Below are 16,576 nucleotides of genomic sequence, written 5' to 3'. Positions count from 1 at the left end.
GCGGGGCGGGCGGGGCTGGGAGAGTCGGGGGCATGACGACGTTCGAGGGCTTCAGCGAGGCGGAACGGTCCTACCTGCGGTCGCAACACCTGGGGCGGCTGGCGACGGTGGACGCGGCCGGGCAGCCGCAGGCGAACCCGGTGGGGTTCTTCCCGCAGGACGACGGGACGATCCTGGTGGGCGGCAGGGCCATGGGCACGACGAAGAAGTGGCGCAACCTCACCGCCAACCCGAGGCTGTCGCTGGTGGTGGACGACCTGGTGAGCACCCGGCCGTGGCGCGTCCGCGGGATCGAGATCCGCGGGACGGCCACGCTGGAGGTGGGCCCCCACACGCTGGGAGCCCACTTCAGCCCGGAGGTCATCCGCATCCACCCGGATCGTGTCCACGCGTGGGGGCTGGACGACTGAGCCCCGGACGCCGAAGCTGCCCGCGGGCCGGGGTCGGGGTGGGTGGACGACGCCGGGGATGGGCGCGCCCGGGGCGGCCCGGGATGGGCGCGCCCGGGGCAGCCCGGGGTGGGCACACGCCCGGGACCGGCGGGCCGGTCCCCGTTCCCGGGGCCCGGCCGGACGGGTCGGCGTCAGACCCGTCCGCCCCGCTTGGCCGCGTGGTTGGCCCGGCCCTCCGCCGACTTCAGTCGCCAGTCCCGGCGGATCTCGGACCGCAGGCGCGCGTCCGTCTTGGCGACGATCCGCTGGTTCTCCCGCAGCAGCTTGCGGTAGCTGTCGAGCCGTCGTTCGGGCAGCTCTCCCGACTCCAGCGCCGCCAGCACCGCGCACCCGGGCTCGGCCTCGTGCCCGCAGTCGTGGAAGCGGCACTCGCGCGCGTACTCCTCGATCTCGGAGAAGACCTGCCCGACGCCCACCTCGGCGTCCCACAGTCCCACGCCGCGCAGACCGGGGGTGTCGATCAGGACGCCGCCGCCCGGGAGGGCGAGGAGGTTGCGGGTGGTCGTCGTGTGACGGCCCTTGCCGTCGACCTCGCGGGCCTCCTGGACCTCCATGACGTCGACGCCGAGCAGGGTGTTGGCGAGCGTGGACTTGCCGGCTCCGGAGGTGCCGAGGAGCACGCTCGTACCGTCCGCGACGACCGCGGCGAGGACGTCCGTGCCCTCGCCCGTCAGGGAGGAGACGGTCAGCACCTGTACGCCCGGCGCGGCGGTCTCGACGTCCTCCACCAGGTAGGACAGCGCGGTCGGGTCCGGGACCAGGTCCGCCTTGGTCAGGACGACCAGCGGCTGCGCGCCCGACTCCCAGGCCAGGGCCAGGAAGCGTTCGATGCGCCCGAGGTCGAGTTCGACGGCGAGCGAGACCGCGATGACGGCGTGGTCCACGTTGGCGGCGAGGATCTGTCCCTCGGAGCGCTGCGAGGAGGTGGACCGCACGAAGGCGGTCCGGCGCGGCAGGTAGGCCTTCACGTACCGCGGGTTTCCGGCCGCCTCGACGGCGGCCCAGTCACCGGTGCAGATGACCCGCAGCGGGTCGTGCGGGGTGACGAAGGCGGTGTCGGCGCGGACGATCCCGTCCGCGGTCATGACGTCGCACTGGCCGCGGTCGACCCGTACGACCCGGCCGGGCACGAGGCCCTGCGCCACGTAGGGGGCGAACCCGTCCGCCCACGCGTCGTCCCAACCGAAGGGGGTGAGGGCGTGCGGGAGCGGAGCCTGCGAGAAAGAGGAGAAAGACAAGGGGAACCCTTCACAGGGTGGCCCCGGCGGCGCGCGCTCGGTGGCGCGCGAGGAAGGTGTGAGGTCAGCCGGAGACCACGGGGGTGACATTGATGGTCTTCTGAGTGCGGGCAGCGCCCTGCGCGACGACAGTCATCAACGAGCTCACCTCCGGGTCCTTCACGAGCCGATGCTCCGCGCCGATCGGCGGAACGGCCTCACCGTAACAAGCGCCCTCGGGCAGACGCCAACTCTTTTTCCGACACGTTCGTTTCAGGCGGCCCCGTCCCTTCCCCGGATCGCCGTCTCCACCGCGGTGAGGCGGTCGGCCAGCAGGCCGAGGGCGGCGACGGCGCGGGTGACCGGGTCGCTCTCGGGGCCGCCGAGTGCCTGCTCGCGCACGTACGAGGCCTTGAGCGCCGCCCAGCGCTCTGCCTGATTCGTCGTCAGACGTCCGCGCAGTTGGGCGAGTTTGAGCAGATTGGTCTCGGCTCCCGTGGTCAGGGTCTGCGCCTGCGCACGGTAGTGGTCGTCGATCAGCGCGGACAGTTCGGCCGGGTTCATCACCGGGTCGATCCTCGCCGCGATCTTGTTCATGTCGCGGTACGAGCCCTGGAGCCGGAAGGGGGGTTCCGTGCGGGTGGCGTCCGTCCGGGCGGCCGAGGCGATGTAGGCCGCGTTGACGGTGACGACCACGTCCCGCGCGGCCAGCAGGTGCCGCAGCACCGCCACGATCCGCTCGCGTTCCGCCGGGGCGTACGGGTGGACCAGCCGGTCGGCGTGCGCCGTCGCGTCCCCCGAGGCGAGCCGGACGAGCAGGTCGAGGTCGGCTCGGTCCCGCGCCGCCAGGGGTGCGAGGACGGGGTGCGAGGTGAGGGCGTTCTCGACGAAGCTGAGGGCGAAGGCGTCCTCCTTGCCGGTCAGCACGTCGCCCAGGTTCCACACGTCGGCGCGGTTGGCGAGCATGTCGGGGATCTTGAACCGCTCCCCGCTCTCCGTGTACGGGTTGCCGGCCATGCACACCGCGAGCCGCTTGCCCCGCAGGTCGTAGGTGCGCGCGACCCCGTCACGGACCCCTTCGATGCGGCGGGTGCCGTCACAGAGGGAGATGAACTTCTGGAGCAGTTCGGGCGAGGTGTGCTGGATGTCGTCGAGGTGGAGCAGGGTGTTGTTGCCCGACGCCAGCGCGAAGTTGATCTTCTCCACCTCTCGGCGGGCGCTCGCGTCGGGCGCCTGCGCGGGGTCGAGCGAGGTCACCGCGTGCCCCAGCGCCGGCCCGCTGACCTTCACCAGCACCATGCCGAGCCGGTCCGCGACGTACTCCACCAGCGTGGTCTTGCCGTAGCCCGGCGGTGAGAGAAGGAGCAGCAGGCCGCTGTTGTCGGTGCGCTTGGCGGCGCCGACGGTTCCGATCTGTCGGGCGAGGTTGTCGCCGATCAGCGGCAGGTACACCTCGTCGACGAGGCGCCCGCGGACGAAGCCGGACAGCACCCGGGGGCGGTGCTCGTCCAGCCGCAGCCGCTGCCGTTCGGCGGCGACGAGTTCGGTGCGCCGCTGCTGGTAGGCGCGGAAGGACGGCACCACCGACGCCTCGAACCCGCCGACCCTGGAGAGGAGTTCCGGCAGATCGAGCAGGATGCGGCCGCCCTCGCCCACCCGCGGGTGGGCTCCGAGCAGCCCGGTGACCGTCTCGATGGTGGCGCACCCCTCGCCGGGGTCGTGGTGCGGCAGCGCGCCGCACAGTTCGACGGCGACGGCCTCCGCCAACTCCCCGCGTGTGAGCGTCTCCCCGCGCGAGGCGGCGAACCCGGACAGCCAGCTCTCGGCCAGTTGGCGGCGGGCGGGCAGGTCGTCGCCGAGCGCGGCCAGATCGGCCCGGTAGGCGGCGATCCCGTCCAGCGCGGCGAACTTGGCCAACAGGGCCCGTACGGGCGGGGCGACCACGAAGCCCGCCCCGCCCGCCAGCTCCTCGAAGAGGTACTCGGCGACACCCCCGTGTCCGCCGAACTTCCCCATCGAGGCGGTCAGTTCCGCCTGGAAGTCCTCGATGGCCGGGCCCGGGCCGAAGGTCTCCCGGGCCCGCGCCATCGACCGGGCCCGCCGGGTCCAGATCGCCCGGGCCTCCTCGGTGACCCCGTACGCCCAGAACAGTTGGGCCGCGGCCCGGTCCGCGGCCGGGTGGCGCAGCAGCCCCGCCGAGGCGTGCAGCCGCAGCAGCGCCGCCAGGATCAGCGTGGCGTCGTGGTCGTGGACCCCGCGCTGGTGGCCCTCGTCGTACGCGGTCTCGGCGGCCTCCCGTACGAGGGCGGGCAGGTCCGCGCCCGCGAGGGCGGCCGGTCCGTGCGCGAGCAGCAGCCGGACGGCCAGGTACTCGGCGCGGTACACGGCCGGGTTCTCCGAGGGCAGCGTCTGCTCCCAGAACGGCCGGGTCGCGGCGAAGTCCGGGTCGGTGACGGGGGAACGGTAGTCGGTGCCGGCGATGGCGAAGCCGATCCCGTCCCCGTACGGCACGAGGGCGAGTTCCGGCGGCTGTGCGTTGACGGCGAAGGCGTGTTGCCCGAGCCGGATGACGGAGCCACCCTCGGTGTAGAGGTCGGTGCGGTCGCGCAGGGCCCGGCCGGCCGCCTCGCGGGCGGCCCCCAGCCGTCCGTCGAGTTCCTCGGCCCGGACCCGGTCGTCGAGGGCGCGCAGTTCCTCGGCGGTGCGCCGGATCTTGGCCACCATCGGGTCCGAGGCGAAGTAGGTGTGGACGGCGTCGATGTCCTCCAGCGCGGCGATCCGCCGGGTGATGGTGTCGAGAACGCGGCCCGCGGAGGCGGCGAGCCGTTCGGCGTGCCGGGCGCGAGTGTCCTGGAGGGTCTGCTTGCGGGCCGAGAAGGCGTCGTAGACCTCGGTGCGGCGGGCTTCGAGGCGGCCGAGGAACTCCTCGGACTCGCTGAACCGGGCTTCGAGGTCCTCGACGCGCAGCAACAGCCGAGCCAGTTGTTCGTCGCACGCCGGCGGGGTGTCGGCGGCGGCGAGCGCTCCGGTGACGGCCTGCCCGAGCAGGGCGAACTCGGCGGCGAACTCGGCCCGTCCCTCCGCGCCGACCAACTCCCGGCGGCGCGCGTCGAGGACGGCGCGGGCCCGGTTGGCGCCGCCCAGCACGTCCGCGATCCGTTCCAGGATGGAGGTGCGCACGGTGGCGTCGCCGATGTCCAGGGCGGCGACGACGTCGGTGACCGTCCCGAGCCCTTCGGAGTGTTCGGCGAGCCGGCGTGCGAGGGGCTCGGCCTCGGCGGCGACGGTGATCGCCGCCGCTTCCGCCGCCATGGCGTCGATCGCGGCCCGGTGGTCGGTGAACGCGTCCTCGCCGCGCAGGAACTCCACCGCCCGGCGGCCGGCCGCGTCGATGTCGGCGGACACCTCGGCGGCCAGCGACTCGATCCGTGCGGTGTCGACGTACCGCATCCCGGTCAGCGAGACCAGCCGGCCCTGGGCGCGGCGCAGCGCGGTGAGCTGTTCCACCCAGGCGCCCGCGGTGCGCGGGGCGGAGCCGCGGACCCGGCGGACCAGGCCCGCCAGGGAGGCGGCGGCCTCCTCCAGGGCGTCGGTGGCCTGTCGGGTCAGGTTCCGTACGGTCTCGAACTCGACGAGGACCTGTTCCGCGGTGTCCCGCAGCTCTTCCAACGGGGCGGCCAGGTCGCCGACTTCGGGGTCGCCGAGCCAGTGGTACTGGTCGGCCGCGCGCACGGAGGCCGCGGTGAGGGACTCGTACAGCTCGACGGTCGGCTCGCCGGCGTCGCGTACGGCGCCGGCGAGTTCGAGGCAGTCCGCGATGGCGCGCACCAGGTCGGCGTTGCCGATCCGGGCGAGCGGTCCGGTGCCGGCGGGGCGGGCGGCGGCGTGGGTGTCGGAGACGTACGGGGACTGCCACACCTGGACGGGGTGGACACGTGTGGCGCCGCCCGCGTCCCGGTCGGCGGGGCCGCGCAGCACCGTGAGGGTGCCGTCGTCGAAGAGGGCGTGGCCGTGGCAGGGGATGGGGGTCGCGGCGGCCTTGCGGATGACGTTGTACGGCATCAGCAGGGTCCGGCCCTCGTCCCCGGCGAAGACGTGGAGCACGTCCTCGCCGTTGGGCGAGCGCACGGTCCGCTCGTACGTCAGACCGTCGGTGTCCACGTCGAAGGTCTTGTGGGCGCCGCCGGCCAGGCAGTAGCCGCCGGGGAAGACGATGCCCTGGTCCTCGGGCAGTCGCCGGCAGCCCCGGCCGATGCCGTCGAGGCGGACGACCTCCCGCGTGACGGTGTTGAAGACGAGGTGGCGGCGGGTGTCCTCCTTGTACGGGCGTACGCGCAGCAGGATCAGCGGGCCCACCCGGGCGTGCGCGACCTCGGCGTCGGCGAGGGCCTGGAGGGGCTCGGCGACCGGCTCGGTGAAGACGCCCTCGCCGGTCTCGGTGTCGTTCTCGGTCTTGACGGTGAGCCGGCCGCCGACCGTGGAGACGTACAGGTCCCCGCCGACGGACAGGTGCGGATGGCGGCCGAGGATCTGGTCCTCGCGGGTGGCGGCCGTCCACTCGACGTCGTGCGCGGCGGGCCGTACGTGGTCCCGTTCGCCGCGCGCGTCGAGGAAGCGGACGCCGCCGCCGGCGAGCCGCCAGCGCAGCACCCGGATGTCGGCGGCCGTCTCGCCGGTCCGGAAGACGGCCAGCAACCCGCCCTCGACGTGGCGCAGTCGCAGCAGCCGGGCCTGACGGTAGTAGCGGAAGAGGGCGGCGAACTCGCGCAGGAACCCGGGGTCGTCGAGCAGGCCGGGGACGGCGTCCTCGGGCGCCGGGTTCAGGTCCCGGTCGTACAGCCCGAACACCTCGCCGGGGCGGACGTCCCCGGTGTGCCCGACCGGCACCCCGTGGCCGAGCAGCAGCCACTCGCCCACGGCGACGAGGTCGCGGGCCACGCAGGGTTCGGGGGTGTGCACGGGGGCGGTGCCGGTGAGGGTCAGCCCGGTGGAGCCGAACACCTCGACGCGCCGCGCGTTGAGTGCCTCGGCCCGTCGGGCCAGCTCGGCGGCCCGCGCGCCGAGGCGGTCGCGCAGGACCTCGTACGTTCCGGCGTCGATGTCCGTACCCATGGGTCGTCTTCACTCCTGACGCGAGGGGAGAGGGGCCGGGGGCCGCCGGTCACGACCGGCCGGCGGCCCCGTGTTCGTCACCGGCTGCCGGGGCCGCCGGGGGTTGTGCCTACGCCTGCCGGCCAGCCGCGGCCGAGCCGTTCGCCCGGGCGGCGGGGACGCCGGCCGGGGCGCCCGCGAGGGCCGTGAGCGGCAGGTCCGAGAGCCCCAACCGGTCGGCCTGGGAAAGGAGTTCGGCCAGTGGTCCGGCGCTCGCGCCGCCGCCCTGCATCAGTTTCATCAGCAGCGCGGACACCGTCAGGTCCCGTATGTCGGCCGTACCGACGCCGGCGAGCATCCGGGTCAGGTCGGCGGTGAAGTCGGACGAGCCGTCCAGCCACGGCTTCGCGAGGGTCCGCGCGGTGGCCGAGTTCTCGACGAAGGCGTCCACGCCCTTGCCCATGGAGATCGAGGAGACGAGTCGGTCGAAGAAGACGGAGTCCCCGCCGACGATGTTGATGTCGGCGTTCTCCAGCCCGGCCGTGACCACCGCGGCCTGGGCCTCGGCGACCTGCCGCTGCACGTCCAGGCCGGCGAGCCGGACCTCCTTCTCCGCCTGCAGGCGGAGCCGGTACTCCTCGTGGCCCCGCGAGGCGTCGTCCAAGGCGGCCATCGCCGCGGCCTTCTCGGTGAGGCCGGCGGCCTCCGCCTTCAGCTTCCCGCCGATCGCCTCGGCGTCCGCCAGGGCCTGCGCCCTGGTGCCCTCGGCCTGCGCCCGCAGCCGTGCCTCGGTGGCGTGTGCCTCCGCGAGACCCGACTTCTCGATCGCGTCGGCCTCCTTCTCGCGGACCTGTACGGCGGCCAGCCCGGGCGCGGCGGCCTCGGCCTGCACGCCCTCCGCGAGCCGCAGTTTGGCCCGCGCGTCGAGGTCGGCCGTCTTGACCCGAGCCTCGGCCAACGTGACCTGCTCGGCGGCGTGGTGGACGGCCGCGGCCTCGGCCGCCTCGGCCGCCTTGATGTCCTTGACCAGTTGCTCCTGGGCCTCCGCCTCGGCGGCGATGACCACGGCCTGCCGGGTCCGCTCGGCCTCCTCGACCATGCGGAGCCGCTTGATCGACTCCTCCTGCTCGGCGACCGTGCGGTCGACCGCGACGCGCTCGCGCACGACTTCGGCGATGTCGCGCTTCTCGGTCTCGACCTCCTTGTCGGCGGCGATCCGGCTCAGTTGGGTCTCGCGCTCGCGGGCGATGACCTCCAACTGGCGGTCCTTCTCGATGCGCTCGCTCTCCACCGCGATGACGCGCTCGCGGTTCTTCGCGGCGACGGCCACCTCGCGGGCCTGGTTCTCGCGTTGGACGCCGAGCTGTTCCTCGGTGCGCAGGAAGGCGCCCTGGGCGCGCAGCCGCTCCTCCTCGACGACCTTGGCGGTCTCCGCCTCCTCCTTGGCGCGCACGGTCTCGATCTCGCGGCGCTGCTTGATCTCGGCGTCGGCCTGGCGGCGTTCGAGTTCGAGGATGGCCTCGCGGGCGTCGACGTTCTGCCGGGTGATCTCCTTCTCCTCCGTGCGCTGGAACTCGTTGGTGCGCACGTGCTCGATGGCGGTCAGCTCGGTGATCTTCCGGATGCCCTGCGCGTCGAGGATGTTGGAGGCGTCGAGCTGGCTGAGCGGGGTCTGCTCCAGGTAGTCGATCGCCGCGTCCTCCAGGCTGTAGCCGTTGAGGTCGGTGCCGATGACGGCGATGATCCGGTCCCGGAACTCGTCGCGCTTGGTGTAGAGGTCGGTGAAGTCGAGTTGCTTTCCGACGGTCTTGAGCGCCTCGGAGAACTTCGCGTTGAACAGTTCCTGGAGGGTGGCCTTGTCGCTGGCCCGCGCGGTGCCGATCGCCTGGGCGACCTTGATGACGTCCTCGGTGGTCTTGTTGACGCGCACGAAGAACGAGATGCGGATGTCCGCGCGGATGTTGTCCTGGCAGATCAGGCCGTCGCGGCCGGTTCGGGAGATCTCGATGGTCTTCACCGAGATGTCCATGATCTCGGCCTTGTGCAGGACGGGGAGGACGACCTGTCCGGTGAAGGTCACGTCGACCTTGCGCATCCGCGACACGATCAGCGCCTTGCCCTGTTCGACCTTCCGGAACAGCCGGCTGAGGACGAACAACAGGACGAAGACGACGAGGAGGATGACGCCGACGAGCACGCCGACGCCCAAGGAGATGGCATCCATGCAGGGGCCCCTTCGAATGGAGCGGTAAGGGTGGTTCCGTGGGGTTCAGGCGCGGGGGTCGAGCGCGCTGTCGTACGGGGCGACCCAGAAGAACTCGCCGGGTTCGTCGTACGCGTAGAGCAGGCCGGTGCTCCCGTGGGAGAGCGGATCGTCCCCGGTCTGGCGGACCTGCACGATCGCGGTCGAGCCGTCGGCGGCGGCCACCTCGGCCTGGCCGAAGCGGTCGTCGACCCGACCCGTGCGGATGACGCAGACCAGGCCGATGAAGTCCTGCCGTGAGGGCGGCGGTTCGTCGGGTTGGAAGAAGCCGCGCAGCGGCGCCACGCAGATCCTGGTGGCCACCCTGGCCACGATCAACGCGGCGAGCAGGACGGGGACGGCGGTTCCACCGCCGAGGCCGGCGCGGTCGAGGTACACGGTCCCGGCGAGGGCGGTGAACCAGGCGAACGCGGTGAACATCGAGACGGAGACGGAGAACGGGACCCCGGCGGTCCCCAGGGCGGCGGATCCGGAGTCGGTGTCGAGGGTGTCGTGTTCGGCGGCGCCGAGCAGGACGAGCAGCCAGTAGGCGACGACCACGCCGAGGGCGAAGGTGAACACGACGGCGGGGAACCCGAACGCGGCGGCGATGAACTCTTCCACCGGTAGCCCCCCTTCCGCTTCCGTGACTCGGCATCGGGCCGGTACGGACACCCCGGCAACCCCCAGTCTGCCGCAGCATCACCCTCGGATTCATTGCCGGATCCCGGCAGTCTTTACGCTTTCTTGATGCCGGGCGATGGTGGAACCATTCGGCACGTGTCCGATTCGTTCAAGACCCGCGATCGGCGCACGTCCCACACTGGGCGCATGACTCCCCGACTCGACATGATCGGCCTCGTCGTCTCCGACATGGCCGCCTCGCTCGCCTTCTACCGCCGACTGGGCCTGGACCTCCCACCCGAGGCGGACGGCCAACCGCACGTGGAGACCGTGCTGCCGGGCGGCACGCGGATCGGCTGGGACACCGAGGAGGTCATCCGCTCCTTCGACCCGTCCTGGACCCGGCCCTCCGGCGAGGGCCGCGTCGGCCTGGCCTTCCTGTGCGACTCCCCCGACGAGGTGGACGCCCTCTACGCCGAGCTGACCGCGGCGGGACACCCGGGGCACCTGAAGCCCTGGGACGCCTTCTGGGGGCAGCGCTACGCCGTCGTACTGGACCCGGACGGCTCCGGGGTCTCCCTGTTCGCACCCGCCGCCGCGGAGCCGCGACCCGGCGCCTGACCCGCGCCGTTACCGACACCTGACCCGCGCCGTTCCCCCGGCCTGACCCGCCCGCCCGCCCCGATCCCCCGGTCAGCCCCCTGGCGCCCGGTCCGGGGGCGGTGCGTGGGCCCCGGGCGTGCGCCCGGTCAGGGCGCGGACCTCCCGGCCCAGGTGGGCCTGGTCGGCGTACCCGACCGCGTACGCCACCTGCGCCTGCGGGGTCCCGGCGCGGAGCAGGGCCAGCGCCCGTTGGAGCCGCAGGATCCTCCCCAGGGTGCGGGGGCCGTACCCGAACGCGTCGAGGGAGCGACGGTGCAGCTGCCGTTCCCCGAGCCCGACGTCCCGGGCGAGGGCGGCCACCGACCGGCCGCGCCCCAGTCCCGCCCGTACCGCGGCGGCGACAGGGTCGGGCGGCCCGCCGGCGGCGGCGCGGGCCCGGGCCAGTTCCTCCAGGCCGTCGCGGGGGTCCGCGTACGCGCCCGTCCGCTCGGCGAGGCGGCGCACCTCGGCGCCGGGCCACAGTCCGGCCAGCTCCACCCGTCGGTCGCGCAGTTCGTGCGCCGGTACGCCGAGGAGCGCGGGCGCGGTCCCGGGGGCGAACCGCAGCCCCCAGAAGGTGCCGCCGGGTGCCTCGCCCGGGATCTCGCCGGCGGGGTGCGGGCCGGTGTCCGGGCCGGCCACCAGCAGCCGTCCGCCGGTCCACAGCAGGTCCATGCAGCCGTCGGGCAGCACCGCGCCGCCGGGCCCGTCGGAGCGCCACAGCACGGCGCCCGGCACCAGCGGGGAAGGTCGCTCCTCGTACACCGGTCCAGGCTACGACCGCTCCCGGTGCCCGCGCGGCCGGGGACCTCGGGGGCCCTGCGGCCGGGGACCTCGGGGGCCGTGCGGCCGGGGGCTCAGTGCTTGCGCAGTCGGGAGTGGTAGTCCTCGGGCGGCAGGAACCTCGACCAGCGCTCGGGGAACTCCGAGGGCATCCCCGCGTCCTCGTCGTCCTCGGACTCCCCCTCGGCCAGCGCCCGCCAGGCCGCGGCGCGGGCGATCAGCTGGGCCGCCTCCGCCTCCCGTACCCGCTCGTTGGCCTCGCGGGCCGCGGCCGTGGCCACCGAAGGCCAGACCCGGTCGATGGCGGCGTTGACGGCGGCCCCGACGAGCACGGCGAAGGCGGAGATGCCGATCCACAGCAGGATCGCGACCGGCGCGGCCAGCGAACCGTAGATCGTCGGCCCCTCCACGGTGTTGGTGAGGTAGATCCGCAGCAGGAACGAACCCATCACCCACATCGCCAGGGCCACCAGTGCGCCCGGCACGTCCTCGATCCACGGCGAGCGCACGGGCACGGACACGTGGTAGAGCGTGGTCAGGAAGGCGATGGAGAGCAGGGTGACCGTGGGCCAGTAGAGGACCGCGATCACCTCCGTGCTCCAGGGCAGCAGGCTCACCACCGCGTCCGGGCCGGCGACCATCAGCGGCAGCACGATCGCACCGATCAACAGCGCGACCACGTACAGCAGGAAGGACAGCAGCCGGGTCTTGACGATGCCGCGCTGACCGTCGAGGCCGTACATGACCGTGATGGTGTCGATGAAGACGTTGACGGCCCGGGAACCGGACCACAGGGCGAAGGCGAAACCGAGGGAGATCAGGTCCGGTCGGCCGCGGCTGGTCACGTCGTCCAGCATGGGTTTGGCGATGTCGTTGACGCCCCGGTCGGAGAGCACCGTGCCGACCGCCCGCAGGATGTTCTCCTCGATGCTGGCGACGAACGTGCCGCCCGTCCAGCCGTCCACGTACCCGAGCAGGCCCAGCAGGCCCAGGAAGAGCGGCGGGAGCGAGAGGAGGGTGAAGAAGGCCGCCTCGGCCGCGAGACCCAGGATCCGGTACTCGATGCACGAGTTGACGGTGTCCTTGAGCAGCAGCCAGCCCATTTTGCGCTTGGAGACGTTGCGGTAGAGGGCGCGGGCCCGGTGGAGCCGCCCTGGGATCCGCTGGGGTGTTTCTTTTGCTGGCTGCACGTCCTTACGGTATCCGCATGGCAGCCACCACCCACACAGTCAGCAACCAGGCCCCGCCCCTCGTGGGCTACGAGGCGTTCACCGGCGACCGGGCCCTCACCGAGGGGGTGGAGCGGCACCTCGCCGACGCCTCCCCCGAACTGCGCGACGAGGTGAGGGAGGAGCTCACCACGCTCGGACGGGCCGCGGGCTCGGGACAGGCCCAGGACTGGGGTGCGCAGGCGAACGAGAACCCGCCGAAGTTGCGCACGCACGACCGGTACGGGCACCGCGTCGACGAGGTGGAGTTCCACCCGGCCTGGCACCGGCTGCTGGGGCACGCGGTGACCTCCGGGCTGACCGACGCGTGGGGCCGCCCGGCCGGGCACCTGCGCCGGGCGGCCGGGTTCTTCCTGTGGTCGCAGGCCGAGGCCGGGCACGGCTGCCCGGTGTCGATGACGCATGCCGCGGTACCCGCGCTGCGCACCGATCCTAAGCTGGCCGCCGAGTGGGAGCCGCGGCTGACCTCGCACGTGTACGAGCAGGGCCTGCGGCCGGCCGCGGAGAAGGGCGGCGTGCTCTTCGGGATGGGGATGACGGAGAAGCAGGGGGGCAGCGACGTACGGGCGAACACGACGGCGGCGGTGCCGCTGGACGCCTCCGGCGAGTACCTGCTGACCGGGCACAAGTGGTTCTGTTCCGCTCCCATGTGCGACGGGTTCCTGGTGCTGGCGCAGGCCCCGGGCGGGCTGACCTGCTTCCTGGTGCCGCGGGTGCTGCCGGACGGGACCCGCAACGTCTTCGCGATCCAGCGGCTGAAGGACAAGCTGGGGAACAGGTCGAACGCGTCGAGCGAGGTCGAGTTCGACGGCACCTGGGCCCGCCGGGTGGGCGAGGAGGGCCGGGGGGTGCGGACCATCATCGAGATGGTCGCGGCGACCCGGCTGGACTGCGTCATCGGTTCGGCCTCGCTGATGCGTCAGGCGCTGACCCAGGCCGTCCACCACACGGAGCACCGCTCTGCTTTCGGAGCGCCGCTCATCAAGCAGCCGTTGATGCGCAACGTGCTGGCCGACCTGGCCCTGGAGTCGGAGGCCGCCACCGTCCTCACCCTGCGCCTCGCCGCCGCGTACGACGCCGGCACCGACGAGGAGAAGGCCTTCCTGCGGCTCGCGGTGCCCGCGGCGAAGTACTGGGTGACCAAGCGGTGTACGCCGATGGTCGCCGAGGCCCTCGAATGTCTGGGGGGCAACGGCTACGTCGAGGAGTCCGGACTGCCGCGACTGTTGCGCGAATCCCCGCTGAACTCCATCTGGGAGGGCTCGGGCAACGTCCAGGCCCTGGACGTACTGCGGGCACTGCAACGCGAACCGCAGGCGCTGAACGCCTTCCTGCGGGAGGTCGGACTGGCCCGGGGCGCCGACCACCGGCTGGACGCCGCCGTCAAGGACCTGCTGACCGACCTCGCGGACCTGGAGGGCATCGAGGCCCGGGCCCGCCGGGTCGTGGAGCGCATGGCACTGGTGTTGCAGGGGTCACTGCTGGTGCGGTGGGCCCCGCCGGAGGTCGCGGACGCGTTCTGCGCCTCGCGGCTGGGCGGCGACTGGGGCACGGCGTTCGGCACGCTGCCGCACAGCCTGGACCTGGGTTCGATCGTGGCACGGGCACGGATCGCGGGCTAGGCCTGCCCTTTCGGATCTTGCCGGGCAAGATCCGAAAGAGACGGCCCTGGAGTGGTCCCCAAACCGCTCGCTGCCGTGATCCGGGCCCGTCGGCCGGAAGTCCGGGAATGGCGCCGCGCCGACTCGGCACCACCCCGGATCCGAGAAGCCCCGAGGAAGGAGCTGTCACGCCGCTCGGCGACGTCCCGATAGTTTCGGTCGGGCGACCGGGGGTTGGCGAGAGTTGCATACCGTTGCAACCCTGCACCCCAGTCGTCCCATCGAGTCGGGGACAGCCCGCCGCGCGCGCCAGGGGGAGTTCGGCGGCGCGGGCCACCGGGCGGCTTCCCCCGCACGTCCGTTCCGCACGGGGAGGTTCCGGTGACCCACACCGCAGGCAGCGCGGTCGACGCGGCACGCGTCTCGGCCATGGACGCGCGGCAGGCCGCGCGTCTACTCAAGGGGGTACGGGCGGCCGCGCTGGCCGGTGACCGGCCCCCGGCCGCCCCCCGACCCGAGATCGCCGAGTCCTGGCGCCGGATGCTGGCCTGCGGGGTGCACCCGGACCGGGACGCGCGCTCGCGGCTGCTGTCGGCCGCCGAGACCGAGGAACGACGGCAGGTCTCGCCCCTGCGGGAGGTCCTGCCGGTGCTCCGCGAGGGCCTGCTGCCCGCCCTGGACGAGTCCCTGCACATCATGGTCGTCGCCGACGCGGACGGGCGGCTGCTGTGGCGGGAGGGGCACGCCTCGATCCTGCGCAAGGCGGACCGGCTGGGCTTCGCGGTGGGCGCCGACTGGACGGAGGCCGTGGTCGGCACGAACGGGGTCGGCACGACCCTGGTGGCCCGCCGCCCGATCCAGGTGTTCTCGGCGGAGCACTTCGTCTCCACCCACCACGACTGGACCTGCGCCGGGGCTCCCGTGTGCGATCCCCGGGACGGGCGGCTGCTGGGCGTGGTCGACGTCAGCGGGCCGTTGGCCACGATGCACCCGGCCACGCTGGCGTGGGTCGGCGCGGTGGCCCGGCTCGCCGAGCGGGAGCTGCGGGTGCGCCACCTGGAGTCCCTGGAGCGGCTGCGGTCGGTGGCGGCCCCGCTGCTGGCCCGCCTGGCGGGCCGGGCGGTGGCCGTCGACCCGCACGGCTGGACGGCGGCCGTGACGGGGCTGGCTCCCGCCGACCGGATCCCGCTGCCCAAGGGGCTCGGCCCGGGGCACGTGTGGCTGCCGCAGCTCGGCGACTGCGTGGCGGAGCCGCTGCCCGGCGGCTGGCTGCTGCGGATCACCGAGTCCGGTCCCGCCTCGACGGCCGCGAGCAGGGTGGTCCTGGACCTGAGCCGGGCCGGGTCCTGGACGGTGACCGTGTACGGGGCCGCGGGCAGTTGGTCGAAGGAGCTCAGCCCGCGCCACGCGGAGCTGCTGTTCCTGCTGGCCGAGTCCCCGAGGGGCCGCTCGGCGGCGGAACTGTCCGGCGAACTGTTCGGGGACCCCACCCGTACGGTCACCGTCCGCGCGGAGCTGTCCCGGGTGCGGCGCCGGCTCGCGGGGGTCCTGACCCATCGCCCGTACCGTTTCGCGGACGACGTGGAGGTGGAGCTGATCCGCCCGGAGCGCCCCGGGGACCTGCTGCCGCACTCCACGGCGCCCGCGGTGATCAGGGCCCGGCAGGACGTCGCGGGGCCCTGGGGGCCACCCCGGGGCCGGTCGGGCGATGTGATTCCCTGACGTCCATGAGCACCATCACACTCACCACCTGGTCCCTGGAAATGACCTCGCCCGAGGAACTGGTCGCGGCGACCGTCCCCGGTCCCGAGATCACCGTCTCACGGGCGGAGGTGCCGTCCCCCGAGTTCAGCCGGTTCCTCTACGCCTCGGTGGGCGGGGACATCCACTGGACGGACCGGCTCGCGCTGACCCGCGCGCAGTGGGTGGAGCAGTTGGGGCGGCCGGGCGTGGAGACGTGGGTCGCCTACGACCGGGGCACCCCGGCGGGGTACTGCGAGCTCGACCCCCAGGACGACGGTGTCGTGGAGATCATGTACTTCGGGCTGCTGCCGGACTTCCGCGGCCGGCGCATCGGCGGTCACCTGCTGTCGGTGGGCGTGGCCGCCGCCTGGTCGCTGGCCGACCGCTGGCCGGGCCGCGAGGGGACCCGGCGGGTCTGGGTCCACACGTGCAGCCAGGACGGACCGACGGCCATGGCCAACTACGAGCGGCGCGGCTTCAAGGTCTTCAGGACGGAGACGGAGCCCAAGGAGGAGACCCCGACCCCCGGCCCCTGGCCGGGCGCCTGACCGTCCCCCCTGGATCACCCCGGTCCCACCCGGCCCCCCGTTGGTGGCCGGACCGGGGTGATCCGGATCACGCCGTCCCATGATCCGAGACGAGTTCGTCCGCATGATGGACAGTAGTGGACTCCCCCAATCGGCCCGTGCCACGCTTCCGCCATGGATGCAGCTGGAATTGCCTTGGTGAGTCGGCGGCACGTCGACCTCGGCCGCATGTCCAGCGCCATCTGTCCGGCGCGCTGACGGAACCAGCCACCGCCGCACGTCGACGCCGTCCCCGCCGCCGCGGACCCGTCGACCATCCGCAGCACCGCCCGCCCCCTGAAGGCCGAACACCGCTCCGACCACCGGCAATCCCGGTGAGGAGTGGCACTGTGCCGCACCCGCTCACCGGCGGGCGCACCGTCGGG

At 73.3% G+C, this 16,576-nt stretch carries 12 protein-coding genes; 6 read left to right on the top strand and 6 right to left on the bottom strand.

What is annotated here, in order from left to right; genetic code table 11:
- Window positions 1-32: 32 nt before the first annotated feature.
- Window positions 33-410, top strand: coding sequence for a PPOX class F420-dependent oxidoreductase (locus ACFYW3_RS01520; RefSeq protein WP_351384903.1), 378 nt, complete (start codon window positions 33-35; stop codon window positions 408-410).
- Window positions 411-583: 173 nt separating this feature from the next.
- Here the strand turns inward: ACFYW3_RS01520 and rsgA are convergent, their stop codons facing one another.
- From rsgA to ACFYW3_RS01500, 4 genes are all read right to left on the bottom strand, one after another.
- Window positions 584-1,690 carry a ribosome small subunit-dependent GTPase A gene (gene rsgA, locus ACFYW3_RS01515; RefSeq protein ID WP_351762579.1) on the bottom strand — a complete coding sequence of 369 codons (1,107 nt, stop codon included), beginning with the start codon at window positions 1,688-1,690 and terminating at the stop codon, window positions 584-586.
- Window positions 1,691-1,942: 252 nt separating this feature from the next.
- Window positions 1,943-6,781: a DNA repair ATPase gene (locus ACFYW3_RS01510; protein ID WP_389385203.1), complete on the bottom strand. Its 4,839-nt coding sequence runs from the start codon at window positions 6,779-6,781 to the stop codon at window positions 1,943-1,945.
- Window positions 6,782-6,890: 109 nt separating this feature from the next.
- Window positions 6,891-8,984, bottom strand: a complete 2,094-nt coding sequence (locus ACFYW3_RS01505; protein WP_351762573.1) for a flotillin family protein — start codon at window positions 8,982-8,984, stop codon at window positions 6,891-6,893.
- 45 nt (window positions 8,985-9,029) lie between these two features.
- Complete coding sequence (locus ACFYW3_RS01500) at window positions 9,030-9,626, bottom strand: hypothetical protein (RefSeq protein WP_266969326.1); 597 nt, start codon at window positions 9,624-9,626, stop codon at window positions 9,030-9,032.
- 207 nt (window positions 9,627-9,833) lie between these two features.
- Here ACFYW3_RS01500 and ACFYW3_RS01495 point away from each other — a divergent pair, with 207 nt between their 5' ends.
- A complete protein-coding gene (locus tag ACFYW3_RS01495; protein WP_351762570.1) occupies window positions 9,834-10,247 on the top strand; it encodes a VOC family protein in 414 nt (137 codons plus the stop codon).
- Window positions 10,248-10,319: 72 nt separating this feature from the next.
- Here the strand turns inward: ACFYW3_RS01495 and ACFYW3_RS01490 are convergent, their stop codons facing one another.
- Window positions 10,320-11,033, bottom strand: coding sequence for a helix-turn-helix domain-containing protein (locus tag ACFYW3_RS01490; protein ID WP_389385202.1), 714 nt, complete (start codon window positions 11,031-11,033; stop codon window positions 10,320-10,322).
- Window positions 11,034-11,125: 92 nt separating this feature from the next.
- Entirely contained in the window at window positions 11,126-12,241 is a 1,116-nt protein-coding gene (locus ACFYW3_RS01485; RefSeq protein WP_351762564.1) for a YihY/virulence factor BrkB family protein, read from the bottom strand.
- 17 nt (window positions 12,242-12,258) lie between these two features.
- Between ACFYW3_RS01485 and ACFYW3_RS01480 the strand changes: the two genes are divergently transcribed.
- The 4 genes from ACFYW3_RS01480 to ACFYW3_RS01465 all read left to right on the top strand — a co-directional run bounded on the left by ACFYW3_RS01480 (window position 12,259) and on the right by ACFYW3_RS01465 (window position 16,409).
- Window positions 12,259-13,902 (top strand): acyl-CoA dehydrogenase family protein, encoded by a 1,644-nt coding sequence (locus ACFYW3_RS01480; protein WP_389385201.1) that lies wholly within the window; start codon window positions 12,259-12,261, stop codon window positions 13,900-13,902.
- A 408-nt stretch (window positions 13,903-14,310) separates the two neighbouring features.
- Complete coding sequence (locus ACFYW3_RS01475) at window positions 14,311-15,603, top strand: GAF domain-containing protein (RefSeq protein ID WP_389385606.1); 1,293 nt, start codon at window positions 14,311-14,313, stop codon at window positions 15,601-15,603.
- Window positions 15,604-15,608: 5 nt separating this feature from the next.
- Window positions 15,609-16,172, top strand: a complete 564-nt coding sequence (locus ACFYW3_RS01470; RefSeq protein ID WP_389385200.1) for a GNAT family N-acetyltransferase — start codon at window positions 15,609-15,611, stop codon at window positions 16,170-16,172.
- 153 nt (window positions 16,173-16,325) lie between these two features.
- Complete coding sequence (locus ACFYW3_RS01465; RefSeq protein ID WP_323178918.1) at window positions 16,326-16,409, top strand: putative leader peptide; 84 nt, start codon at window positions 16,326-16,328, stop codon at window positions 16,407-16,409.
- Window positions 16,410-16,576 lie beyond the last annotated feature (167 nt).

It is taken from the genome of Streptomyces sp. NPDC002602 (assembly GCF_042889445.1).
In the GTDB taxonomy this organism is placed as follows: Bacteria; Actinomycetota; Actinomycetes; order Streptomycetales; family Streptomycetaceae; genus Streptomyces.
The sequence above is the reverse complement of the archived record's forward strand: the minus strand, read 5'-3'. Positions and strand labels throughout refer to the sequence as shown.